We start from the raw sequence: 23956 nt of genomic DNA on the forward strand, positions 1-23956 counted from the left end.
TCCGCCCGGAACTTTGATCCGACACCAACGGAGGATTTTCGTGAACGAATACACACTGCCGGAACTGCCGTACGACTACGCGGCCCTTGAGCCGCATATTTCCGCACGCATCATGGAGCTGCACCACGACAAGCACCACGCCACCTACGTGGCCGGCGCCAACACCGCCCTCGCCCAGATGGCAGAGGCACGCGACAAGGGCGAGTTCGGCACCATCGGCAAGCTCTCCAAGGATCTGGCCTTCCACCTTGGCGGCCACACCAACCACAGCATCTTCTGGAACAACATGTCCCCGGACGGCGGCGACAAGCCCGAAGGCGAACTGGCAGCAGCCATCGATGAGTTCTTCGGTTCCTTCGACGGTTTCCGCGGCCAGTTCACTGCCGTGGCCAACTCCATCCAGGGCTCCGGCTGGTCCATCCTGGCCTACGAACCGCTGGGCAAGAACCTGGTCATCGAGCAGCTCTACGACCAGCAGGGCAACATCCCGGTGGGCACCATCCCGCTGCTGATGCTCGACATGTGGGAGCACTCCTACTACCTGGACTACGCCAACGTTAAGGGCGACTACGTCAAGGCATGGTGGAACATCGTGAACTGGGCCGACGTCGCCGCGCGCTTCGACGCCGCCCGCACCGGCGCCAAGAGCCTGATCGTCCCGGCTTAGTCTTGAGCCCCTGCCGCACATTTGTGCGGGTGCCCCGGTCCCTACGGAGACTGTGACGCGTAAGATAAATCCGTAGGTCCGGTCCCGCCCGGTGCTTTCGGGCACCGGCGGGACGGGGCCACGGCGCCGCGGCCGGAAGGGTTTCCCAAGCGGAAGTGTCAGGCCGCAGTCAGTCCGGTGGCTTCTTACCATGAGGTCACGCAGCTCTCGATTGAACCCCTACTCAAGGAGACAGAACAGTGACTACTCGTGTTGGAATCAACGGATTCGGGCGTATCGGCCGCAACTACTTCCGGGCGGCCCTGGAGCAGAACGCCGACCTCGACATCGTCGCGGTAAATGACCTCACCAGCCCCGAGACCCTCGCCCACCTCCTCAAGTACGATTCAGTCACCGGACGCCTGGGTGCCGATGTCAAAGTCAGCGAGGGCAACATCGTTGTCGGGGGCAAGACCATCCGCGTACTGGCCGAGCGGGATCCCTCGAACCTCCCCTGGCGCGATCTCGGCGTGGACATCGTCATTGAGTCCACCGGATTCTTCACCAAGGCCGAGGACGCCAGGAAGCACATCGACGCCGGCGCCAAGAAGGTCCTGATCTCCGCGCCGGGCAAGGGCGCCGACCTCACGGTTGTTATGGGGGTCAACGACGGCGACTACGACCCGGCGTCCCACAACATCATCTCCAACGCCTCCTGCACCACCAACTGCCTCGGCCCGCTGGCCATGGTCCTGCATGAGGCGTTCGGCATTGAACGCGGCCTGATGACCACCGTCCACGCCTACACCGCAGACCAGAACCTGCAGGACGGCCCGCACCGCGACCTCCGCCGGGCCCGTGCCGCAGCGCTTAACATCGTCCCGACCACCACCGGCGCCGCCAAGGCCATCGGCCTGGTCCTGCCGGCCCTCGACGGCAAGCTGGACGGCTTCGCGCTGCGCGTGCCGGTGCCCACCGGTTCGGTCACCGACCTCACCGTGACGGTTTCCAAGGAGGCCACGGTGGAACAGATCAACGATGTCTACAAGACCGCGGGCAACGGACCGCTGGCGGGCATCCTGCGCTACACGGACGAGCCGATTGTCTCTTCCGACATCGTCACCGATCCTGCCTCGTGCATCTTCGACTCCGGCTTGACCCGCGTTATGGGGAACCAGGTGAAGGTCGTGGGCTGGTACGACAACGAGTGGGGCTATTCCTGCCGTCTGGTGGACCTCACCAAGCTTGTCGGCTCAAAGCTTTAATCAACCGAGTACGCAAAGGTAGACATGACTGTCAAAACTCTCCCCGACCTGATCAGCGAAGGCGTTGACGGCAGGTACGTCCTCGTCCGCTCCGACCTGAACGTCCCGCTCGACGACGGCCGGGTTACCGACGACGGACGCATCCGGGCGTCGATTCCCACCCTGCAGACCCTCGTGGAGCACGGTGCCAAGGTTATTGTGATGGCCCACCTCGGCCGCCCGAAGGGCAAGCCGGACGAGAAGTACTCGCTGCGTCCCGCCGTCGACCGCCTCGACGAACTCTCCATCTTCCCGGTGGAGTTCGCCGAGGACGTGGTTGGCGACAGTGCCCGCAGCCTGGCAGCCTCCCTGGCCGCCGGGTCCGTCCTGGTGCTGCAGAACATCCGCTTCGATCCGCGCGAGACCTCCAAGGACGACGCCGAACGCCAGGCGCTGGCAGGGGAGCTGGCGGCCCTGACCGGCGGCAACGGAGCCTACGTGGATGATGCCTTCGGTGCCGTGCACCGCAGGCACGCCAGTGTTTACGACGTTGCCGAGGTGCTGCCCGCCTACGAAGGAGGGTTGGTGCACACCGAGGTCGAGGTCCTCAAGCGCCTCACCGAGAACCCGGAGAAGCCCTATGTGGTGGTTCTGGGCGGTTCCAAGGTGTCCGACAAGCTGGCAGTGATCGAGAACCTGATGGACCGGGCCGATTATCTGCTGGTGGGCGGCGGCATGGTCTTTACCTTCCTGGCAGCACAGGGCCACAAGGTCGGCGCGTCACTGCTCGAGGCAGACCAGATCGAAAACGTGAAGGGTTACCTGAGCCGGGCCAAGGAGGTGGGCTGCGAGTTTGTGCTGCCCACCGACATTGTGGTGGCGGATAAGTTCGCTGCGGACGCCGACGTCGACACCGTTCCGGCCGAGGGCATGGAGGACAGCCGCTTCGGCGCTTCCGGCATCGGCCTGGATATCGGCCCCGACTCGGCTGCCGCCTTCGCCGAGCGGATCCGCCACGGCAAGACCATCTTCTGGAACGGCCCGATGGGCGTGTTCGAGTTCGAAGCCTTCGCCAACGGCACCCGTGCCGTTGCCCAGGCTTTGAAGGACTCCAGCGGCTTCAGCGTCGTCGGCGGCGGCGATTCAGCAGCGGCCGTCCGCAAGCTGGGCTTCTCGGAAGCCGACTTCGGGCACATCTCCACCGGCGGCGGCGCCAGCCTCGAATACCTCGAAGGCAAGGCCCTTCCGGGCCTTACCGTCCTCGACAAGTAAAACCCACGGTGCGGGTCCGCTGTTCCAGCGGGCCCGCACCCGCATGTCCCATCCCGCCCGGCCTCAGCGCCGGCGCACCGCGAGTAAGAAACCGGAGTAACCATGACCACCTCCACGAACGGCAAGTTCGACCGCACACCCCTGATCGCCGGCAACTGGAAGATGAACATGGACCACGTCCAGGGCATCACCCTTTTGCAGAAGCTGGCGTGGACGCTGAGCGACGCACGGCATGATTACGGCCGCGTGGAAGTTGTGGTGTTCCCTCCGTTCACCGACCTGCGCAGCACGCAGACGCTGGTAGCGGGCGACAAGCTGAAGGTGGAATACGGCGCGCAGGACCTGTCGCCCAACGATTCCGGCGCGTACACCGGTGACATCTCCGGCCAGTTCCTCGCCAAGCTCGGCTGCAGCTACGTCCTCGTGGGGCACAGCGAACGCCGGTCCGTCCACGGCGAGAGCGACGAGCTGCTGAACGAAAAGCTCAAGGCTGCCTACCGCCACAACCTCGTGCCCATCCTCTGCGTTGGCGAAGGTCTCGAAGTCCGGCAGGCCGGGGATCACGTGATCCACACCCTGGAGCAGGTCCGCAGGGACCTCGCGGGACTGGATGCCGGGCAGGTGTCACGCCTTGTCATTGCCTACGAGCCCATCTGGGCCATCGGTACCGGTGAAGTTGCCGGCCCCGAGGACGCCCAGGAAATGTGTGCCGCTATCCGTGCCGAAATCGCGGACCTGTACGACGATGCCGTTGCTGCCAAGACCCGCCTGCTCTACGGCGGCTCGGTGAAGGCGGCCAATGCAGCAAGCATTCTGGGGGAGCGGGACGTGGACGGCGTGCTGGTAGGCGGCGCCAGTTTGGATGTAGGCGAATTTGCTAATATTGTCAGGTTCGAACAACATCTGGTGACTGACTGAACTGCAGCTGAAGGGCGCCGCAGCGGCGTCTCCAATCCATGAGTCACCCGAAAGGCCGTAAGTGGAAATTCTGAAGATCGTCCTGCTGGTGCTCCTTGCGATCACGAGCCTGCTGCTGACGCTGCTCATCCTGCTCCACAAGGGCCGCGGCGGCGGCATGTCGGATATGTTCGGCGGCGGCATGACCAGCAGCCTCGGATCCTCCGGTGTTGCCGAAAAGAACTTGAACCGCTTCACGGTGGCGCTGGCGCTCTCCTGGGGCTTGGTCATCGTGGCCCTCGGGCTGATCCAGCGCTTCGCCGGCGAAGCGTAGGCAGCAGCGCAGCAATAGCTTAAAAGGAATGGCCCCCGGATGAGTCCGGGGGCCATTCCTTTTAAGCGGGTCGGGCCTAGTCCTCGTCGCCGGCGTCGCGGTCTTCGGAGTCGAAGAGCCGCTGGGACAGCTGCGATGCCGCTGCCTGGTCAATCAGCCACCGGGTCTTGGTGCGGCCGTGGGCACCCGCGGCCGGGACCTGGATTTCCCCCGCGCCGGCGAGAGCCAGGCCCACGGCGCCGGCCTTGTCATTGCCGGCGACACCCAGCCACACCTCGAACGCCGTGTTGATGCTCTCCAGCGTGAGCGAGATCCGCTCCGGCGGCGGCTTGGGAGCATCCCGCACGGCTACGGTGGTGGCGCCGACGGTCCGAACGCCCGGGGTTTCGGGGAAGAGGGACGCAATATGCGCGTCCGGCCCTACCCCGAGCAGCAGGACGTCAAAGCGGGGGAGCCGCGGGTCCACAGGTTCGAACCCGGTTGCCAGGTGTTCGGCGGCGGCGGCGTCGGCCAGCTGCCGGGCATAGTCGGCTGCGGCGTCTTCCACCGTCTCCGCCTCATTGGCGGAAGCGACCGCGTGGATGCGGCCGGCCGGGACGCCAAGCGGATCCAGCATCGCCTGCCGCGCCTGCAGTGAGTTCAGCTCCGGATCGCCGGCCGGCAGGAACCGTTCATCGCCCCACCAGAAGTTGACCTTCGTCCAGTCCACCGCTGTGCGCGCCGGATTGGCCGTCACAGCCTCCAGCGTCGCGATACCCACGGTTCCGCCCGTGAGCACCACGGTGGCCTCCCCGCGTCGGCTCTGGACGTCCACGAGCTTGGTGATCAGCCGCGCTGCCGTTGTGGAGACGAGCGCCTGGGGATCCGGGTGGATGCTGACGCCTTTGGGGGAGTGCTTCATGCGTCCGCCCCTTCCTTGGACAGGCACGCAGCCAGCCCCTCGGTAAGTACTTCTCCGAACACCTCGTCCGGATCCAGCCGACGCAGTTCCTCCGCCAGGCAGTCGCGCAGGGTGCGGCGCGGCAGCGCAATCTGCTGCTCCGGCTGCCCCGGCTGGGTCAGATGCGCGGTGACCTGGTCCGGCCGGGCCAGTTCCACGTCTCCGTCGCCGCGGCTAAACACTACCCTGTGGATGCCGGTTCCGGCTTCCCCTTCGATGATCTCCAGCGGTACTTTCAATGCCTTTTTCAGCCAGGCGGCCAGCAGGAAGGTGCTGGCCGAGTCCGAGGCGCCCTCGACGACGACGGACCGGACCTGGGCCGCTCCGCCACCGTCCAGGACAGCGGCGAGCTGGACGCGCCAATTCGTCAACCGGGTCCAGCTCAGGTCGGTATCCCCGGCAGCGTAGCTGTCCGCCAGGCCCAACAGCGCCTTCTTCGGATCATCCTCCGTGGCGGCATCGGTAATCCGGCGGTGGGCAATGCAGCCCAGCGGAGTCTGCGCCGGATCGGAAGGAACTCCGTGCGGCCACCAGACCACTATGGGCGCGTCCGGCAGCAGCAGGGCGGACACCAGGGATTCGCTTTCCCCCGTAAGTTCGCCGTACCCGGACAGCACAATCACTTCCGAGGCGCCGGCGTCGCCGCCCACCCGGATCTGAGCGTCAAGGCGGGTTTTCTCGTCCGGGCTGCCCTCGGCCAGCACGATGATGCGGCACGGGTGTTCCCTGCTGGCCTCGTTGGCGGCGGCGATGGCCTCCTCTACGAAGTCCGGCTGGGTATCCACCACCAGGGTCAGCACGCGGCCGAGGGTGACCACGCCGCCTTTTTCGCGCATGGCTACGATTTCCTTGGACACCTTGGAGGTGGTGGTGTCCGGCAGTTCTACTATCACGGCCTTCTCCAGGTCCTTCCGTCTTGGGCGAGCAGCTCGTTGGCGGAGTCCGGCCCCCAGCTACCGGGCGCGTAAGGCTCCGGCTGGGTGTCGAGCGACGCCCAGTATTCTTCGAACGGATCCACGATCTTCCAGGACAGCTCGACTTCCTGGTGCCGGGGGAAGAGCGGAGGCTCACCCAACAGCACGTCCAGGATCAGCCGTTCATAGGCCTCGGGGCTGGACTCGGTGAAGGAGTGCCCGTAGCCGAAGTCCATGGAAACGTCGCGGACCTCCATCTGTGTGCCCGGTACCTTGGAGCCGAAGCGGATGGTGGCACCTTCGTCCGGCTGGACACGGATGACGACGGCGTTCTGGCCGAAGTCGTCACCGTTGTGTTCGCGGAACAGCAGATTGGGGGCGCGCTTGAAGACGACGGCGATCTCGGTGACGCGCCGGCCCAGCCGTTTACCGGCCCGCAGGTAGAACGGTGCTCCGGCCCATCGGCGGGTATTGATATCGAGCCGGATCGCGGCGAAGGTCTCGGTCTTGGAATCCGGGTTGAACCCTTCCTCCTCCAGGAAACCGGTGACCTTCTCACCGCCCTGCCAGCCGCCTGTGTACTGGCCGCGGGCGGAACTGCGGGAGAGGTCCTCCGGCAGCCGGACGGCGGCCAGGACCTTCTCCTTTTCCGCGCGGAGGTGGTCCGCATTGAAGGAAATGGGTTCCTCCATAGCGGTCAGCGCCAAAAGCTGCAGCAGGTGGTTTTGGATCACGTCACGGGCGGCGCCCACGCCGTCGTAATAACCCGCCCGACCGCCGATGCCGATGTCCTCGGCCATGGTGATCTGCACGTGGTCCACGTAGTTGGCGTTCCAGATCGGTTCGAACAGCTGGTTCGCGAAACGCAGCGCCAGGATGTTCTGGACCGTCTCCTTGCCGAGGTAGTGGTCGATGCGGAAGACCGAATCGGCGGGGAACACCGATTCCACCACGTTGTTGAGTTCCCGGGCAGAGGCGAGGTCGTGGCCGAACGGCTTTTCAATGACCACCCGCCGCCACTTGCCCTCGGAGGTCTTGGCCAGGCCGTGTTCGGAAAGCTGCTGGCAGACCTGTTCAAAGGACTTGGGCGGCACGGAAAGGTAGAACGCGTGGTTCCCGCGGGTTCCGCGTCGTTCGTCCAGGTCCTCGAGGGTCGCTTTGAGTTCCTCGAAGGCTTCGTCGCTGTCGAATCCGCCTTCGACAAACCGGATACCCTCAGCCAGCTGCTTCCACACGCCCTCATTGAAATCGGTCCGGGCATGCGCCTGCACCGCTTCCTTCACCTGGGCGGCGAACTCCTCGTGGCTCCACGGCCGGCGGCCGAAGCCCACCAGCGAGAAGCTGGGCGGAAGCAGGCCGCGGTTGGCGAGATCGTAGACCGCCGGAATGAGCTTCTTCCGGGCCAGGTCTCCGGTGACGCCAAAGATCACCAGGGAGGACGGACCGGCGATCCGGCTCAGCCGGCGGTCCCGTGGATCCCGGAGCGGGTTGCCCTTCCTGGTCTTTTCCTTGGCGGGCATTTACTTACTGCCTGCTTCTGCGGCGAGGGCCCGCACGACGTTTTCGATTTCACGGACCCCTTCGTCGCGGTTCAACAGGTGCAGCCGCAGTACCGGGCGGCCCTGGTCCGCGAGGACCTGCGCGTCACCGGCAGCCTGCGCGCTGATGAGTTCGCCGAAGGTGAAGGGCCGGTCCGGGATGCCGATGTCCTGTGCCGGCTTACCGGTGATCTGCAGGTAAACTCCCTGCGCCGGGCCGCCCTTGTGGAACTGGCCGGTGGAGTGCAGGAAGCGCGGACCCCAGCCGAAGGTCACGGGACGGCCGGTGGCTGCAGCAAGCTCCGGACGGATCTGCTCCAGTTCTGCCTGCCGGAAACGGTCGAGGTAGGCCTGGACGCTGAGGTAGCCGTCCGTGCCGAGGTGCCGGAGCAGGGCCGCCAGCGCGCCCCGCAGGGTGTGCGCCGTGCCGAGGAGGTCAGCCGGCCCGCGCACCTCGACGGACCCGTCAATGAAGGACGGTTCCGTGGGCTCCGGGGTAGCGTCAAGCAGGCCGCGTGCCGCCTTCTTCGCAGCTTCGACATCCGGCTGGTCAAACGGATTGATGTTCAACAGGCGTCCGGCCACCGCGGTCGCGAATTCCCAGAGCATCATGGAGCTGCCCAGGCTGCCGGAAACCACTACCTGGTCTCCTTCGGGGAGCACCTCGGAATCGACGGGGACAATCCGTACGGTAAGCACGTCGCCGGCACCGGAAACCATCTCCGGGGCGCCGGGTTCGACGACGACGGGCAGCAGGCCCGTGCCGAGCTTGCCGGTGGATTCCGCGATCAGCTGCTCTGCCCAGTCGGGGAAGCCGGCCAGTCCGGAGCCTTCGTCCACAATGACGATCTTGTTGCGCAGCGGGTCGGTTCCGCCGAGTGCTGCGCCGAGTTCCAGGCCGATGTTGTCCGGCGCGTCGTCCCGCAGGATTTCCGCTGTCATCTCGGCGTCGTCCAGCAGGGTTTCAATGTCGGCTCCAGCCAGGCCCGAAGGCACCAGGCCAAAGGCCGTCAGGGCGGAGTAGCGTCCGCCGACGTTGGGGTCGGCGTTGAACACGGCGCGGTAACCGGCCTCGCGGGCCGCCGCGTCCAACGGCGACCCCGGGTCGGTGACAACCACTATGCGGGACCTGGCGTCGATACCGGCGTCGGTGAAGGCCTGTTCGAAAACCCGGCGCTGCGAATCCGTCTCCACCGTGGAACCCGATTTCGAGCTCACGACAATGACGGTTTCGGCCAGCCGGTCTCCAAGGGCGGCCGCAACGACGTCCGGGTCGGTGGAATCCAGGACTGTCAGGTCCACGCCCGCAGTGCGGGTAATGACCTCGGGTGCCAGGGAAGAGCCGCCCATGCCGGCCAGGACCACGCGGGTCACTGACTCGGCGGCGAGCTCTTCCCTCAGCGCCGCAATCTGTCCCACGAGCGGCCGGGAGCTTTCTCCGGGGTTGAGCCAGCCCAGGCGGATGGACGCCTCGGCTTCGGCATCGGGTCCCCAAAGGGTGGGATCCTGGGCCACGAGGCGGGAGGCAACTTCATCCCCCACGAGTTCGGGCACCTTGGCATCGACGGCAACGCTGGCCGCCCCGGCTGCTTCAAAGGACAGTGTGGTCATTTTTTCCTATGCCTCTTTCGCGGTATCCAGTGCGGTCTGAACGGTCTGGAGGAGTTCGCCCCAGCTGACCACGAACTTATCCAGGCCTTCGGTCTCCAGCTGCTCCACAACGTCGTTGTAGGAGATGCCAAGGCCGTCCAGCTGGTCCAGGACGGCATTGGACTCGGCGTACGTGCCGGTGATGGTGTCACCGGTGACTTCGCCGTGGTCCGCAGTGGCTTCCAGCGTCTTTTCCGGCATGGTGTTCACCGAGTTCGGCGCCACGAGGCCGGTGACGTACAGGGTGTCCGGCAGGGCCGGATCCTTCACGCCGGTGGAGGCCCACAGCGGGCGCTGGGCGTTGGCACCGGCCGCGGCCAGCACCTGCCAGCGTTCGCTGGCGAACTGCTCTTCGAAGACCTGGTAGGCCAGGCGGGCGTTGGCCAGGCCGGCCTTGCCCTTCAGGCCCTTGGCCTCGTCGGTGCCGATGCCGTCCAGGCGCTTGTCGATTTCCGCGTCGACGCGTGAGACGAAGAAGGACGCCACCGAGTGGATGGTGGAGAGGTCGTGCCCGTTTTCCTTCGCCTGCTCAATGCCGAGCATGTAGGCGTTGATGACCTCGCGGTAGCGCTCGAGGGAGAAGATCAGGGTCACATTGACGCTGATGCCCGCGGCCAGCGTGGCGGTGATTGCCGGCAGGCCTTCCTGGGTGGCGGGGATCTTGATCAGCACGTTGTAGCGGCCAACCTTGTCGAAGAGTTCCTTCGCCTCATTGATGGTGCCCTGCGTGTCGCGTGACAGGCGCGGATCAACCTCAATGGACACCCGGCCGTCAACGCCGTGCGTGGCCTCGGCTACGGGGGCGAAGACATCGCAGGCCTGGATGACGTCGTCGGTGGTGATCTCGAAGACGGACTTGTCGACGTCGGCGCCCGACCGCGAGAGCTGCTGCACCTGGGCGGCGTAGGACTCGCCGTTGGCCAGTGCGGCAGCGAAGATGCTCGGGTTCGTGGTCACGCCGACCACGTTGCGCTCATCGATGAGCTTCTTCAGGGAACCGGAAACAATCCGTTCACGGGAGAGGTCGTCGAGCCAGATGGAGACTCCGGCTTCGGAAAGCCGGGCGGTGGGAGTGGAAGTCATTGTTTGATGCTCCTTAACTAAGGGGATTACTGCTGGTCGCCGGTCTCGGTGGACTGTGCTCCGGAAGCGGCACCGGTTGTGCCGTCGGGGGCGGATCCGGTGCCGCCGACAGCGTCGAGGGAGTCCCGGGCAGCCTGGGCCACGGCGTCGGCAGTGATGCCGAATTCGCGGAACAGCGTCTTGTAGTCGGCGGAGGCACCGAAGTGCTCCAGGGAGACGCTGCGGCCCGCGTCGCCGACGATTTCACGCCAGCCGAGGGCAATTCCCGCCTCGACGGAAACCCGGGCACGGATGTCCTTGGGCAGTACCGACTCGCGGTATTCCTTGTCCTGCTTGTTGAACCACTCGATGCTCGGCATCGATACCACGCGGGCGGCTACGCCTTCGGCAGCGAGTGCTTCGCGGGCTTCAACAGCCAGCTGGACCTCGGAACCGGTGCCGACCAGGATGACGTCCGGCGTTACGACGCTGCCGTCGCGGACGGCTTCGGCAAGCACGTACCCGCCGCGGGCGGCACCTTCGGCGGAGCCGAACTCGGTCGCGGTGGCAGCGCCGGCGCCCCGCGCATAGGTCGGGATGTTCTGGCGCGTCAGCACAATGCCGGCCGGGTTCTCGGTGTTCTCCAGGATGGTTCGCCACGCGACGGCCACCTCGTTGGCGTCGCCCGGACGGACGACGTCGAGCCCCGGGATTGCGCGCAGGGAAGCGAGCTGCTCCACCGGCTGGTGGGTGGGACCGTCTTCGCCCAGGCCAATGGAATCGTGGGTCCAGACGTAGATGGCAGGCACGCCCATCAGTGCGCCGAGGCGGATGGCCGGACGCTGGTAGTCGCTGAAGATCAGGAACGTACCGGAGAAGGCGCGCGTGTTGCTGTGCATCGTGATGCCGTTGACGATCGATGCCGCGGCGTGCTCGCGGATGCCGAAGTGCAGCACCCGGCCGTAGGGGTTGCCGGACCAGGCGTTGGTCTGCTTCCCCGCGGGGATGAAGGAGGGGGAGCCTTCAATGGTGGTGTTGTTGGACTCGGCGAGGTCGGCGGAGCCGCCCCACAGTTCCGGCAGTGCCGGGCCGATGGCGGAGAGGACCTTGCCCGAAGCCGCGCGGGTGGACATGTCCTTGCCGGCCTCGAAGACGGGCAGTGATGCCTCCCAGCCCTCCGGCAGCTCGCCCTTTTCCAGGCGGGCCAGCAGTGCGGAGCCTTCGTTGTTGGCTTCCTCCCAGGCGTTGAAACCTTCGTTCCACTTCTCGTGCGCCTCGGCGCCGCGGGCGACTGCCTGGCGGGCGTGCTCGAGGACCTCGGGGTCAACGTCGAAGTTCTTGGCCGGGTCGAAGCCCAGGGTTTCCTTCAGCGCGGCCACTTCATCGGCGCCCAGTGCGGAACCGTGGATCTTGCCGGTGTTCTGCTTGTTCGGCGCGGGCCAGCCGATGATGGTGCGCAGGGAGATGATGGACGGCCGGCCCGTTTCGGCCTTGGCTGCCATCAGGGCGTTGTAGAGCTCGTGAACGTCCTCGACGTATTCGCCCGTCTTGGTCCAGTCCACCCGCTGGGTGTGCCAGCCGTAGGCTTCGTAGCGCTTGAGCACGTCTTCGGTGAAGGCAATGTCGGTGTCATCTTCGATGGAGATGTGGTTCTCGTCGTACAGGACTACGAGGTTGCCCAGTTCCTGGTGCCCGGCCAGTGAGGAGGCCTCGGCCGTAACGCCTTCCTGCAGGTCGCCGTCGGACGCAATGACCCAGATGGTGTGGTCGAACGGGCTGGTCCCTTCGGCGGCGTCGGCGTCGAGCAGGCCGCGCAGGCGGCGCTGGGCGAACGCGAAGCCAACCGAGGACGCCAGGCCCTGGCCCAGCGGGCCGGTGGTGATTTCCACGCCGTCGGTGTGGCGGTATTCCGGGTGGCCGGGGGTCTTGGAACCCCAGGTGCGCAGGGACTGCAGGTCCTCGAGTTCCAGGCCGTAGCCGGAAAGGAAGAGCTCGATGTAGAGCGTGAGGGAGGTGTGCCCGGGGGAGAGGACGAAGCGGTCGCGGCCAATCCACTGCGGATCGGACGGGTCATGGCGCATGACCTTCTGGAACAGAAGGTAGGCGGCCGGAGCCAGGCTCATGGCCGTGCCGGGATGGCCGTTGCCGACCTTCTCCACGGCGTCGGCAGCCAGGACGCGGACGGTGTCCACTGCCTTGCGGTCTGTCTCGGTCCAGATCAGTTCTTGCTCTTCCATATGTGGCACGTTTACCGGGCCCCTCTCTCTACAGACAACCGGCGCCGTACAGCGCCGGACATGCCCGGAAGCCCCCGTGAACGGGGTGCGTCCGGTTCCTTTACCACTACAACCAACGGCAGACGCAAATCGATACCGCGTTCACGGCATAACTTGTTCCGCGTTCCGCAGCCGAGGCCGCGGATACTGCTTAATGCTGTTTGTTGCTTTTCCCGTGCCGCAGCGTAATTAGCCGCGGGAAAGGTCCGTTCCAACCTTATCGTCTAAGGCTGCTTCCTGCCCGCCCCTGCGGCATGATCCCGGCCTTCGGGCCGGCGCTGTTCCGATTCCTGCACGTGTGCAGGCGCATGCGTATTCCATGCTTCGATTTCTACAGCCGATAGAGGTTATGATGAGGACGGACTTTTTCGTTCCAGATTGGATAAAGTGATCGCTTCGTGACTACCCAGCATGCCGAGTCCCCGGTCCACACGGGGAAGATGACGGCGGGCCGCAAGGTCCGGGCATACGTGGCGCTCACCAAACCGCGTGTCATCGAACTCCTGCTCGTGACCACCCTGCCCACCATGATCTTCGCCGAGCAGGGACTTCCGTCCCTGGGCCTGATCCTGGTCACCATGATCGGCGGCGCACTGGCAGCAGGAAGCGCCGGTGCCTTCAACTGCTATATCGACCGCGACATGGACAAGCTGATGAAGCGGACAAAGAACCGTCCGCTGGTCACCGGCGAGGTGTCCCCGCGGGAGGCCATGGTCTTTGCGTGGGTGCTGGGCATAGTCGCCATTGCCCTGCTCTGGTTCGGGGCCAACCCGCTCACCGGCCTTCTGGGCCTCGGAGCAATCCTCCTGTACGTGGTCTTCTACACGCTGATCCTCAAGCGCCGCACCACCCAGAACATTGTCTGGGGCGGCGCCGCGGGCTGCATGCCCGTACTCATCGCGTGGGCTGCCGTCACCGACAAGGTGGAATGGCCGGCCATCATCCTGTTCATGATCATCTTCCTGTGGACGCCGCCGCACTACTGGCCGCTGTCCATGAAGTACGGCGAGGACTACCGCAACGCCAGCGTGCCGATGCTCGGCGCGGTTGCGGGCGCCAAGCTCGTCTCCGTCCAGGTGGTGCTGTACGCCTACGCCACCGTCGCCTGCTCGCTGCTGCTGGTTCCCGTGGGCGGTGCCGGCTGGGTCTACACCGTTGCCGCCCTGCTCTCCGGCGGCTGGTTCGTGGCCGAGGCCCACAAGCTGCATTCCCGTGCGCAGCGCGAAGAGCTCAATGACAAGTCCGCCATGAAGGTCTTCCACCTGTCCATCAGCTACCTCACGATCCTCTTCCTGGCCCTGGCCGTGGATCCGTTCGTGGGCGGCGCGCTGGTCTAGCCTTTCCGCTTTACGGTGGCCGGATCCCCTTAGGGGTCCGGCCATTGTTGTGTCCGGGCTTCTCTGTTTCCAGGGTTCGCCGGGGCGTTCCGGGGGCAGAACGCGCTCCGGGCGCCGCGCGCTTCGGGCGCCGTGCGCTTCGGGCGCCGTGCGCTTCGGGCGCCGTGCGCTTCGGGCGTTCCGGAACGGCGGCAACGAAACTCCCTGCTCGCAGAGCTCGCAGGGAGTATTAAAGCCGCCTAACCCGGAACGTCCTCCGCGCCCGTTACAGCACCCCGTGCCTCTCCCGTGCCGGTCCGTGCGTGTGTTCACCCAGAACGTGCCGCATCCTCCGTTAGGACGTGCCGATCCACTGCCCTTTGAATGCAGCAGCCCCGGCCAGTGCAGTTCCGAGCGGGTATTCCCACCACCTAGTGTGCTGTTGCTGCGGAAGCGGTTATGCCAGCCGGAACCTCGTTGTGAAGCGTCGAAAGAGCAGATAACGGCCTTCAGAACCCGGCATAGCCCCGTTATCTGCTCAGCCGATCCAGTGTCGGGGTGGGGCGGGGCAGGGTCCGGGCCGGCAGACGACCAGGCCCCGTGCATGCCGGTCCCGGCCAGGCCCGGAGACAGAAGAAGGGCCGGACCCCGTCAGGAGTCCGGCCCTTCTTCGGAAAGTGCGCCCGTTACCTGCGAACGGTCCGGGTCTTCCGCGCCCGCCGGGCCTGCTGGACCGCAATCGCGGCCCCGCCGGGAACCTGCTTGTTGAAGCCGATATAGACGGCCTGGGCGGCTGCGGCCGTCAGCAGGCAGGCGCCGAACATGTGCAGGGCCACCAGTGCGATGGGCAGGTGCAGGAAGTGCTGCACGTAGCCGATGGCTGCCTGTGCCAGTACGACGACGCCCAGCACCATCACGGCCCGGCGCACCCGGGCATCGGTCGCCCTGCGGACCACCAGGTACAGGGCCACGGCCAGCGCAAAGACCAGCAGGTAGACGGGCACCACGTGGATGCGGGTGATCAGGTCCGGGTTCAGGCCGTTACGCGCAGCTCCGTGGTCGCCGGCGTGCGGGCCGGAACCGGTTACTACAACGCCCAGCACCACGGTCAGCGCGGACAGGACGCCGATGGCACCCAGTACGGGGCGGAGGTTTTTATCCGCCAGCGGAGCATGGCGTGCCTGGAGGTCCATCGCGGAAAGCCTTGAGCGGTTCACCATGACCACGGCCACGGTGATCATGATGGTGGAGGCAAGGAAGTGCAGGCCCACAACCCACGGGTTGAGGTCCGTCAGGACGGTGATCCCGCCGATGACGGCCTGCGCCGGGACGCCGGCCAGCAGGGCAATGGAAAGCCACCAGAGATCACGGCGTTCGGACCGCAGGCGCCACACGGAGAAGACCATCGCAAAGGCAATGGCCGTCAGCACGAAAGTGAGTAGCCGATTGCCGAACTCGATGACGCCGTGCAGCCCCATCTCGGGGGTCGTAACGAGGGAATCGGCCGTGCACAGCGGCCATTCCGGACAGCCGAGCCCGGACGCCGTCAGGCGCACGGCACCGCCGGTCACCACGATTACGATGTTGGCCACCAGTGAGGCCACGGCAAGGTTGCGGATAAGGCGTCCGGCCACCGGCAGCTGGCTGTTGGACTGCCGGGCGGGGACACCGGCCGAGGTTGATGACACGGTTTCTAACTCCATTTGAACCAGCGGACAGCACCCAGGCCGCCCAGTATTGTCCACGCCAGAAGGATCAGCGTGGCGGAAATGTTGAACTGCGAGTCGATCAGGGCCGAGCGCAGTGCGTCACCAAGGGCCGCAGAGGGGAGGACCTCGATAAACGGCTGCAGTACATCGGGCAGGTTGCCTACCGGGATGATGATACCGCCGGCGGCAGCCAGCAGGATCCACAGCAGGTTGGTTATGGCCAAGGTGGCCTCAGGCCGTACGGTGCCGGCGACCAGGAGGCCGAGGGCAGTGAACGCCACCGCGCCGAGCACCAGCTGCACGGCGGCCGGCAGCAACCCGCTCAGCTCCGGCTGCCAGCCGAACAGCAGCGCCGCTACGGAGACCAGTACCGCCTGGATGGCCAGGACGGCCAGGACCGCAATGACCTTCCCGGCAATCAGGCCGGTGCGGCCCAGGGGAGTGGTGGACAGGTAGCGGAGCACGCCGTACCGGCGGTCAAAGCCGGTGGCGATGCCCTGCCCGGTAAATGCGGTGGACATGGCGCAGAGCGCAAAGATGCCCGGGGCAGCCATGTTGATCCGGCTGGTCCCGTAGCCGTCCAGCAGGGGAGTGACCACCAGGGCCACCATGGCCAGCAGCGGCAGGACCACGGCGAGGATCAGCTGTTCGCCGTTGCGCAGCATCGTCAGGGCCTCATACCGGCCCTGGTTCAGGATGCGCGCCGGCAACGATGCGGGAGCACTCAACGGATGGTCCTTCCGGACAGGTCGAGGAAAACGTCCTCGAGGGTACGCGAAGCCATGTGTACTGAAGAAGGCAGGATGTTCCGTTCCGCCCACCACGCGGCCAATGCGGCCAGGTCGTGGGGCGTCAGCGCCCCGCGGACGGCGTAGTGCCCGGGTGCGGCCTCCTGCACCTCCAGATGGTGCAGCCGTCCTGAGGCGAGGGTGACGACGTCGAGCCCGGGTTCAGCGTCGAACGTCAGCAACCGCTGCTCGGCGGGGGAGCCGGTGGCGGAGGTGAGTTCGGCTACGGTGCCCGAGGCGACGGTCTTGCCGGCGTCGATGATGTAGACGTAGTCGGCCAGCTTCTGCGCGTCGTCCATCAGGTGGGTGGTGAGGATGATGCCGAGTCCCTCGTCGCGCAGCTCGGAGATCAGGTCGAACACGATCTGGCGGGACTGGGGATCCAGGCCGGCGCTGGGTTCGTCCAGGAAAAGGACCTCGGGGCGGCCGATCAGCGCCGCGGCCATGGCCAGTCGCTGCTTCTGCCCGCCGGAGAGGCGCCGGATGCCGGTGTTGGCGAAGCTGCGGATACCCAGGCGGTCCACCAGCTCGGCGACCGGCCGGGGTGCCTCGTACATGCGGGCCACATGCTCAAGCAGGGCTACGGGACGGGCCGACGGCGGGAGTCCGCCTTCCTGGAGCATCACGCCTACGCGGCTCCGGAGGCGGGCATCCGCTCGGTAAGGATCCTGTCCGAGCAGGCGGATTTCCCCGCCGTCAATGGACTGCAGGCCCTGGGCGCATTCAAGCGTGGTGGTCTTCCCCGCTCCGTTGGCACCAAGGAGGGCAGTGACGGATCCGCGGCGGGCACTGAAGTCGACGCCGGCCAGCACACGGATCATTTTGCCGTCGAGACCAGCAACCGGGCCGCAGTCCTTGATCAGACCTTTAATGGTCAGGCAGGGTTCATCGATAGGCACCTGCATATTCTACGTTAGGTAGTACAGGACCCCGGCACAGGCATCACGCGCGATGGACCTTGGCGATGGCAAGCCTTGCCTTAGTGGAATCGGGGAACAGATTAGGTCATGCTTGTGTTGTGTATTCTGTGAGCAACTCTGAGACTAAGGCGGCGGCCGTGCCGAGCGCTGCCCGCGAAGCGGAGGAGCGCACCCGGGACAAAGTGCTGGGTGCGGTTCTGGAGCACGGCCCGGTCAGTGCCGCGGAGCTCGGGGAACGGCTGGGCTTCACGCCCGCCGCCGTGCGCCGCCATCTTGACGCCCTCTCGGGGAAGGGCCTGATCCAGGTCAAGCTTGTCCGTAATTCCTCTTCCGGTGCAGGAAGGCCGGCCCGGCGGTACGTATTGAGCCCGCAGGGACAGGCCCACCTGGGCAACGATTACCTCGACATCGCCACCGAGGCGCTGCGCCAGCTTGGTGCAGCCCTTGGCCCCCAGGCAATCGAGGCGTTTGCCGCGGAACGGTTCGGCCGGATGGAGGATCGCTACCGCCCCGTCGTCGACGCCGCCGGTCCCGAACTCGCCGACCGCGCCGAAGCGCTGGCCGCCGAACTGACGAAGGACGGTTTCGTCGCGTCGACCACCATGATCGGCGCCACGGCGAAAAAGAGCACGCTGCTGAGTATCCAGCTGTGCCAGGCGCACTGCCCCATCCAGGGACTCGCCACGGCCTACCCCGTCTTCTGTGACAAGGAGACCGAAGTTTTTGCCCGCCTGCTGGAGGTGGACGTCCGCCGACTGTCCACGCTCTCCCGCGGCGGCCATGTTTGTACGACCCACATTCCCGTGGGTCGGACCCGATCCGCGCCGCAGGTTCCACTGCACGCCGAGACCAACCAGTCCACATCCATTCATCAGCAAGAAAGGCCGTGATGACGGATCAAGTAACCCAGAAGCCAACGGCACCTTCCATGGTGCCGGAGTCTGTGATTTCAGACATCCTGGAGAAGAACCCCGAACTCGAGGGCATCGGTACATACGAGTACGGATGGGCAGACTCGGACGTCGCCGGTGCAACCGCCCGCCGCGGCCTGAGTGAGGAAGTCGTCCGCGACATTTCGGCTAAGAAGAACGAGCCGCAGTGGATGCTGGACCTTCGCCTCAAGGGCCTGAAGTACTTTGAGCGCAAGCCGATGCCGACCTGGGGCGCAGACCTCTCCGGCATCGACTTCGACAACATCAAGTACTTCGTCCGTTCCACGGAGAAGCAGGCCAACACCTGGGAAGACCTCCCCGAGGACATCCGCAACACGTACGAGAAGCTCGGGATCCCCGAGGCTGAGCGCGGCCGCCTGGTTTCCGGCGTCGCAGCGCAGTACGAGTCCGAGGTTGTCTACCACCAGCTCCGCGAGGACCTGGAACGCCAGGGCGTCATCTTCCTGGACACCGACACCGCGCTGAAGGAACACCCGGAAATGTTCCAGGAGTACTTCGGCACCGTCATTCCCGTCGGTGACAACAAGTTCGGCTCGCTGAACACTGCCGTGTGGTCCGGCGGTTCCTTCGTGTACGTCCCCAAGGGCGTCCACGTGGAGATCCCGCTGCAGGCCTACTTCCGTATCAACACGGAGAACATGGGCCAGTTCGAGCGCACCCTGATCATTGCGGACGAGGATTCCTACGTCCACTACATCGAGGGCTGCACCGCACCGATCTACACCTCGGACTCGCTGCACAGCGCCGTCGTCGAAATCATCGTGAAGAAGGGCGCCCGCGTCCGCTACACGACCATCCAGAACTGGTCCAACAACGTGTACAACCTGGTGACCAAGCGCGCCATTGCACACGAGGGCGCGACCATGGAGTGGATTGACGGCAACATCGGCTCCAAGGTCACCATGAAGTACCCGGCTGTCTACCTGGTCGGCGAGCACGCCAAGGGTGAGACCCTGTCCATCGCCTTTGCCGGCGAGGGCCAGCACCAGGACACCGGATCCAAGATGGTCCACATTGCCCCGAACACCAAGAGCTCCATCATTTCCAAGTCCGTGGCCCGCGGCGGCGGCCGCGCCGCCTACCGCGGCCTGGTCCAGGTCCGCGAAGGCGCCACGCACTCGGCCAACACCGTGCGCTGCGACGCCCTGCTGGTGGACACCATCTCCCGCTCGGACACGTACCCGTACGTGGACATCCGCGAAGATGACGTCACCATGGGCCACGAAGCCACTGTCTCCCGCGTCAGCGAGGAGCAGCTGTTCTACCTCATGTCCCGCGGCCTTCCCGAGGACGAGGCAATGGCAATGATCGTGCGTGGCTTTATCGAGCCGATCGCGCGTGAACTGCCGATGGAATACGCCCTTGAACTCAACCGCCTCATCGAACTCCAGATGGAAGGAGCCGTCGGTTAATGTCGAAGCTTAACGACGTCGTCGAAACCGTGACCGAAAAGGTCAGCAATGTAGTGGAGGAGGTCAAGGCGAAGGTTGGTTCCCCCAAGGAAACCAGCCGTGTGCGCATTGACGGCTTCACCGAGGAGGGCGAAAACCTCTCCCCGCTGAACGAGGCCTCCTCACCGCTGGGCGGCGACAGCAGCAAGTCCCACAGCCACGGTGGCGGAGAGGGCATCCCGGACAGCTCGCGCGCCGGCCGTACCACCTCGTTCCACCGGGCTGACTTCGGCAAAATGACCGGCCGCGAAGAAGACTGGCGGTTCACCCCGCTCAAGCGCCTGCGCGGACTGCATACCGCGGACCTCGACGGAACAGCTCCCGAGCTGGCAGTCGTCGCCCCCGACGGCGTGCTGGTCGAGAGCATTGCCCGCACCGACGCCCGCATCGGCTCGGCCGGCATCCCCGAAGACCGGGTTGCCGCCGCCGCGTGGGAAGACTTCCGCGAGGCCACTGCCGTAACCATTCCCGCCGAGACCGTAGTTGAAGGCAGCGTCACGCTGACCATCAACGGTGTCAGCAAGGATCCGGCCGCCCAGCACATCGTCATCACCGCGGAGAAGTTCTCCAAGGGCGTTGTGGTCCTGGACCACAAGGGTTCGGCAGTGCTGTCCCAGAACGTCGAAATCGTGGTCGGCGACGGTGCGGAACTGACCGTCGTCTCCGTCCAGGACTGGGACGACGACGCCGTGCACGCCTCCGCGCAGTACGCGAAGATCGGCCGCGACGCGAAGTTCAAGCACGTCGTCGTCAGCCTTGGCGGCGACCTGGTGCGCGTCACCCCGTCTTCCAAGTTCACCGCCACCGGCGGCGACGTGGAAATGTTCGGCCTGTACTACGCCGACGCCGGCCAGCACCTTGAGCAGCGCCTGTTCGTGGACCACGCAGTGGCGAACTGCAAGTCCCGCGTCATGTACAAGGGCGCCCTGCAGGGCCGCGACGCGCACACCGTGTGGGTTGGCGACGTCCTGATCCGCAAGGAAGCAGAAGGCACCGACACGTACGAAGTCAACCGCAACCTGCTGCTGACCGACGGCGGCCGCGCCGACTCCGTACCGAACCTGGAGATCGAAACCGGACTGATCGAGGGTGCCGGCCACGCCAGCGCCACCGGCCGGTTCGACGACGAGCACCTGTTCTACCTGATGGCACGCGGCATCCCCGAGGACACCGCCCGCCGCCTGGTGGTTCGGGGCTTCCTCACCGAGATCATCCAGCAGATCAAGGTACCTGCCCTGGAAGAGCGTCTCACCGACGCCGTCGAGCGCGAGCTCGAAGCCTCCGGAGCCTACTGAGACCCTAGTCCGGGTGCCGGATCATCCCGGCACCCGGACCCTCTCGCCTTCCATCCCCAAAGCTTAGTAACGCACCCGCGGGTGCAAAGGAGAAAGCCAACTCGCATGTCTACTCTTGAGATCAAGGATCTTCACGTCAGCATTGAGACCGAACAGGGCCGCAAGCCGATCCTGAAGGGTGTCAGCCTGACCATCAAAACCGGTGAGACGCACGCCATCATGGGCCCCAACGGCTCCGGCAAGTCCACCCTGGCCTCCACCATTGCCGGTCACCCGCGCTACAGCGTGGACAGCGGCTCCATCACGCTCGACGGCGAAGACGTCCTGGCCATGAGCGTTGACGAGCGTGCCCGCGCCGGTCTCTTCCTGGCCATGCAGTACCCGGTAGAGGTTCCCGGCGTCACCATGACCAACTTCCTGCGTACCGCCAAGACCGCGCTCGACGGCGAAGCCCCCTCCCTGCGCCACTGGACCAAGGACGTCAAGGCGGCCATGGCCGACCTTCGCATCGATGCCGACTTCGCCCAGCGCAACGTCAATGAAGGCTTCTCCGGCGGCGAGAAGAAGCGCGTCGAGATCCTCCAGATGGAACTCTTCCACCCGAAGATCGCCATCCTGGACGAGACCGACTCCGGCCTCGACGTCGACGCCCTGAAGATCGTTTCCGAAGGCGTTAACCGCGAGCACTCCAAGGGCGGCATGGGCACGCTGCTCATTACGCACTACACGCGTATCCTTCGTTACATCAAGCCCGACTATGTGCACGTCTTCGTCGACGGCCACATCGCCGAGCAGGGCGGGCCCGAACTTGCCGACCGCCTCGAAGAAGAAGGCTACGACCGCTTCACCGGCGCCAACGCCGCAGCCGGCGCGTAGTAAAGACAGCTGAAGGAGCAAATATGAGCGACTCCGATCTGGCCTCCACGTCCCTTGAGGACGTCGAAGAGGCCCTCAAGGACGTCATTGACCCCGAGCTCGGGGTGAATGTCGTTGACCTTGGCCTGCTCTACGGCCTGAAGTACGCCGAGGACGGCGCACTGCTGATCGACATGACGCTGACGACGGCGGCCTGCCCGCTGACCGATGTGCTTGAAGAGCAGACCGCCCAGGCCCTGGACGGCGTCGTTGATGAGTGGCGCCTGAACTGGGTATGGATGCCGCCGTGGGGACCTGACAAGATCACCGACGACGGCCGCGACCAGATGCGCGCCCTCGGCTTCAACATCTAAAGGTTCGGCAGCTAGCTAGTCGAACAGGCAGGGCCGCTTCCCCAATGCGGGGAAGCGGCCCTGCCTGCGTGCTAGCGTGTGCGCCATGGGGAACAGCACACATTTTCATGACCAGTATCTGGCAGCGTGGAACGAAGCCATGGCCACGGGCGACAGCGCTCCAATCGAAACCTTCCTGTCGCCGGAGTACCACGGCTGGCTGGGGCAGGACGCAACCGCCACGGAGCCGTTTGATGCGGCGACGGCGCGCGAGGGGTTTGGCGGCACAGTGTCCGCCCTGCGGGGGAGTACCGTGCACGCGGACTTCCGGACAGTCACGCCCCGCGGCCGGGACGAGGCTGTGGTGTTCTACGAGATGACCTACCGTTCGGGCAGCGAAGTGACCGGGCGGGCCCTGCTGATGGAATCCTGGCGGCTCCAGGACAGCCGGTGGATGCTTTGCCGCGATTTCACCGAAGTGAACGTCGGGCAGCCGGCAACCTAGGATGCCGGAGCAGTCTTTGCCGGCGCTTTACGCCCACATGATCGAGTGCGGGGTGGTTGATCTGGATCCGTGGCACCTGCTGCGCGGGGAAACGCAGGTGAGGCGGGCACGGCACATTGAGCAGGTTTTCCCGGGATGGGGAATCGTTCCCTTTGCCCGCAGGACGGACAACGATGACGTTGCGTGCTGGACCGGCAGCAGCGTTGTGGTGATCGACGACTGGGACGTGTGGTCGACCGACGGAAAGCCGATACGCCACGTTCAGGATGAATACCCCTCGATGGAGGAGTGGCTTTTGGCTGCCGTGCGTGACTTCGTTGAGTTCGACTGGAGCTGAGGAAAGTGGAACCGATGGCTAAGCCACCAAGCCGGACAGTGATCAGCCGGGTGTTATCCCATGCGCTGCGTCATGCTCCGGAAGAGTATTCGCTGGAGCTGGATCCGGAGGGTTGGGCGCCGGTTTCTGACGTGCTCGCTGCGCTGCACCGGCTGGGACCGGAGTGGACATCCGTTGATGAGAAGGAACTTCACGAGGTGCTGGAAGCTGCGGAGAAAAAACGGCACCAGATGAGCGACGGGCGGATACGCGCAGTGCACGGGCATTCCGTACCGGTGGAGCCGGCAGGGGAGCCAGGTTCACCGCCGGCGGTGTTGTTCCATGGGACTTCGCCTGCTGCTGTGCCGCAGATCCGTGCAGCCGGAATTCTGCCCATGCGGCGGCAGTACGTCCATCTGTCGGACTCCGTGGAGCAGGCGCGTCAGGTGGGACTGCGCAAGGACGCCGATCCCGTGATCCTGACGGTGGATACCGGGGTCGCCGTGGCCCAGGGGGTATCTTTCTATCGATCGGATTCAGGAGTCTGGCTGGCCGGGGCCGTTCCAGCGTCCGCTGTTGGGCTGCTGGAAGCCTGAGCTGAGGGGCAGGTTCGGTCGGCGTCGGCCCTTGTGCCCGAGTCGATGGTCCGGAAACAGTCAACGGAACCGGCGTGTCCGGGGTAGGTAGTTGCGTTCGAAAGACGGGTATTTCCGGTCTTCGGA

At 65.4% G+C, this 23956-nt stretch carries 23 protein-coding genes; 14 read left to right on the plus strand and 9 right to left on the minus strand.

From position 1 onward, the window contains the following. Positions 1–40: 40 nt before the first annotated feature. From NNX34_RS08965 to secG, 5 genes are all read left to right on the plus strand, one after another. Positions 41–667, plus strand: a complete 627-nt coding sequence (locus tag NNX34_RS08965; protein ID WP_255766169.1) for a superoxide dismutase — start codon at positions 41–43, stop codon at positions 665–667. Positions 668–906: 239 nt separating this feature from the next. Further along, a complete protein-coding gene (gene gap / locus NNX34_RS08970) occupies positions 907–1911 on the plus strand; it encodes a type I glyceraldehyde-3-phosphate dehydrogenase (RefSeq protein ID WP_255766170.1) in 1005 nt (334 codons plus the stop codon). 24 nt (positions 1912–1935) lie between these two features. Further along, positions 1936–3162: a phosphoglycerate kinase gene (gene pgk / locus NNX34_RS08975; protein ID WP_255766171.1), complete on the plus strand. Its 1227-nt coding sequence runs from the start codon at positions 1936–1938 to the stop codon at positions 3160–3162. A 102-nt stretch (positions 3163–3264) separates the two neighbouring features. After that, positions 3265–4080, plus strand: coding sequence for a triose-phosphate isomerase (tpiA, locus tag NNX34_RS08980; protein ID WP_255766172.1), 816 nt, complete (start codon positions 3265–3267; stop codon positions 4078–4080). A 61-nt stretch (positions 4081–4141) separates the two neighbouring features. Beyond that, the gene (secG, locus tag NNX34_RS08985; RefSeq protein WP_255766173.1) at positions 4142–4393 is read left to right on the plus strand and encodes a preprotein translocase subunit SecG; all 252 of its coding nucleotides are present in this window, start codon (positions 4142–4144) and stop codon (positions 4391–4393) included. A gap of 76 nt (positions 4394–4469) precedes the next feature. Here secG and pgl read toward each other — a convergent pair whose 3' ends face one another. From pgl to tkt, 6 genes are read right to left on the minus strand one after another with little or no spacing between them, the layout of a single operon-like run. Continuing rightward, a complete protein-coding gene (pgl, locus tag NNX34_RS08990; protein ID WP_255766175.1) occupies positions 4470–5294 on the minus strand; it encodes a 6-phosphogluconolactonase in 825 nt (274 codons plus the stop codon). After that, the gene (locus NNX34_RS08995; protein WP_255766176.1) at positions 5291–6226 is read right to left on the minus strand and encodes a glucose-6-phosphate dehydrogenase assembly protein OpcA; all 936 of its coding nucleotides are present in this window, start codon (positions 6224–6226) and stop codon (positions 5291–5293) included. Before NNX34_RS08995 ends, pgl begins: the two co-directional genes overlap by 4 nt. Then, positions 6223–7767, minus strand: a complete 1545-nt coding sequence (gene zwf, locus NNX34_RS09000; protein WP_255766177.1) for a glucose-6-phosphate dehydrogenase — start codon at positions 7765–7767, stop codon at positions 6223–6225. The genes NNX34_RS08995 and zwf overlap by 4 nt, the downstream gene beginning before the upstream one ends. Continuing rightward, positions 7768–9396, minus strand: coding sequence for a glucose-6-phosphate isomerase (locus NNX34_RS09005; RefSeq protein WP_255766178.1), 1629 nt, complete (start codon positions 9394–9396; stop codon positions 7768–7770). Positions 9397–9402: 6 nt separating this feature from the next. Then, on the minus strand, positions 9403–10518 hold the full coding sequence (tal, locus tag NNX34_RS09010; RefSeq protein ID WP_255766179.1) for a transaldolase: 1116 nt from the start codon (positions 10516–10518) through the stop codon (positions 9403–9405). A 26-nt stretch (positions 10519–10544) separates the two neighbouring features. Then, positions 10545–12734, minus strand: a complete 2190-nt coding sequence (gene tkt / locus NNX34_RS09015; RefSeq protein WP_255766180.1) for a transketolase — start codon at positions 12732–12734, stop codon at positions 10545–10547. A gap of 437 nt (positions 12735–13171) precedes the next feature. On the opposite strand from tkt, the gene NNX34_RS09020 reads away from it, so the two are divergent. Then, a complete protein-coding gene (locus NNX34_RS09020; protein WP_255766181.1) occupies positions 13172–14110 on the plus strand; it encodes a heme o synthase in 939 nt (312 codons plus the stop codon). 665 nt (positions 14111–14775) lie between these two features. Here the strand turns inward: NNX34_RS09020 and NNX34_RS09025 are convergent. The 3 genes from NNX34_RS09025 to NNX34_RS09035 are packed head-to-tail and all read right to left on the minus strand — an operon-like array spanning position 14776 to position 17491. Further along, entirely contained in the window at positions 14776–15777 is a 1002-nt protein-coding gene (locus tag NNX34_RS09025; RefSeq protein ID WP_255766182.1) for a heme A synthase, read from the minus strand. A 5-nt stretch (positions 15778–15782) separates the two neighbouring features. Further along, positions 15783–16526, minus strand: a complete 744-nt coding sequence (locus NNX34_RS09030; protein ID WP_255766183.1) for an ABC transporter permease — start codon at positions 16524–16526, stop codon at positions 15783–15785. Next, positions 16523–17491, minus strand: a complete 969-nt coding sequence (locus NNX34_RS09035) for an ABC transporter ATP-binding protein (protein ID WP_255766184.1) — start codon at positions 17489–17491, stop codon at positions 16523–16525. Before NNX34_RS09035 ends, NNX34_RS09030 begins: the two co-directional genes overlap by 4 nt. Before the next feature lie 152 nt (positions 17492–17643). Here NNX34_RS09035 and NNX34_RS09040 point away from each other — a divergent pair, with 152 nt between their 5' ends. The 8 genes from NNX34_RS09040 (at position 17644) to NNX34_RS09075 (ending at position 23830) form a co-directional block, all read left to right on the plus strand. Further along, a complete protein-coding gene (locus NNX34_RS09040; protein ID WP_255766186.1) occupies positions 17644–18396 on the plus strand; it encodes a metalloregulator ArsR/SmtB family transcription factor in 753 nt (250 codons plus the stop codon). Then, positions 18396–19871, plus strand: coding sequence for a Fe-S cluster assembly protein SufB (gene sufB / locus NNX34_RS09045; RefSeq protein WP_269436537.1), 1476 nt, complete (start codon positions 18396–18398; stop codon positions 19869–19871). The genes NNX34_RS09040 and sufB overlap by 1 nt, the downstream gene beginning before the upstream one ends. Continuing rightward, complete coding sequence (sufD, locus tag NNX34_RS09050; protein ID WP_255766187.1) at positions 19871–21205, plus strand: Fe-S cluster assembly protein SufD; 1335 nt, start codon at positions 19871–19873, stop codon at positions 21203–21205. The genes sufB and sufD overlap by 1 nt, the downstream gene beginning before the upstream one ends. Before the next feature lie 105 nt (positions 21206–21310). Further along, positions 21311–22081, plus strand: a complete 771-nt coding sequence (sufC, locus tag NNX34_RS09055; RefSeq protein ID WP_227921696.1) for a Fe-S cluster assembly ATPase SufC — start codon at positions 21311–21313, stop codon at positions 22079–22081. A 23-nt stretch (positions 22082–22104) separates the two neighbouring features. Beyond that, positions 22105–22434 carry a metal-sulfur cluster assembly factor gene (locus tag NNX34_RS09060; RefSeq protein WP_227921694.1) on the plus strand — a complete coding sequence of 110 codons (330 nt, stop codon included), beginning with the start codon at positions 22105–22107 and terminating at the stop codon, positions 22432–22434. An 85-nt stretch (positions 22435–22519) separates the two neighbouring features. Then, positions 22520–22918: a nuclear transport factor 2 family protein gene (locus NNX34_RS09065; protein ID WP_255766189.1), complete on the plus strand. Its 399-nt coding sequence runs from the start codon at positions 22520–22522 to the stop codon at positions 22916–22918. 1 nt (position 22919) lies between these two features. Beyond that, complete coding sequence (locus tag NNX34_RS09070; protein ID WP_255766191.1) at positions 22920–23255, plus strand: hypothetical protein; 336 nt, start codon at positions 22920–22922, stop codon at positions 23253–23255. A 14-nt stretch (positions 23256–23269) separates the two neighbouring features. After that, on the plus strand, positions 23270–23830 hold the full coding sequence (locus NNX34_RS09075) for an RNA 2'-phosphotransferase (RefSeq protein ID WP_255766192.1): 561 nt from the start codon (positions 23270–23272) through the stop codon (positions 23828–23830). Positions 23831–23956: the final 126 nt, after the last annotated feature.

It is taken from the genome of Arthrobacter sp. zg-Y1116 (assembly GCF_024385485.1).
In the GTDB taxonomy this organism is placed as follows: Bacteria; Actinomycetota; Actinomycetes; order Actinomycetales; family Micrococcaceae; genus Arthrobacter_B.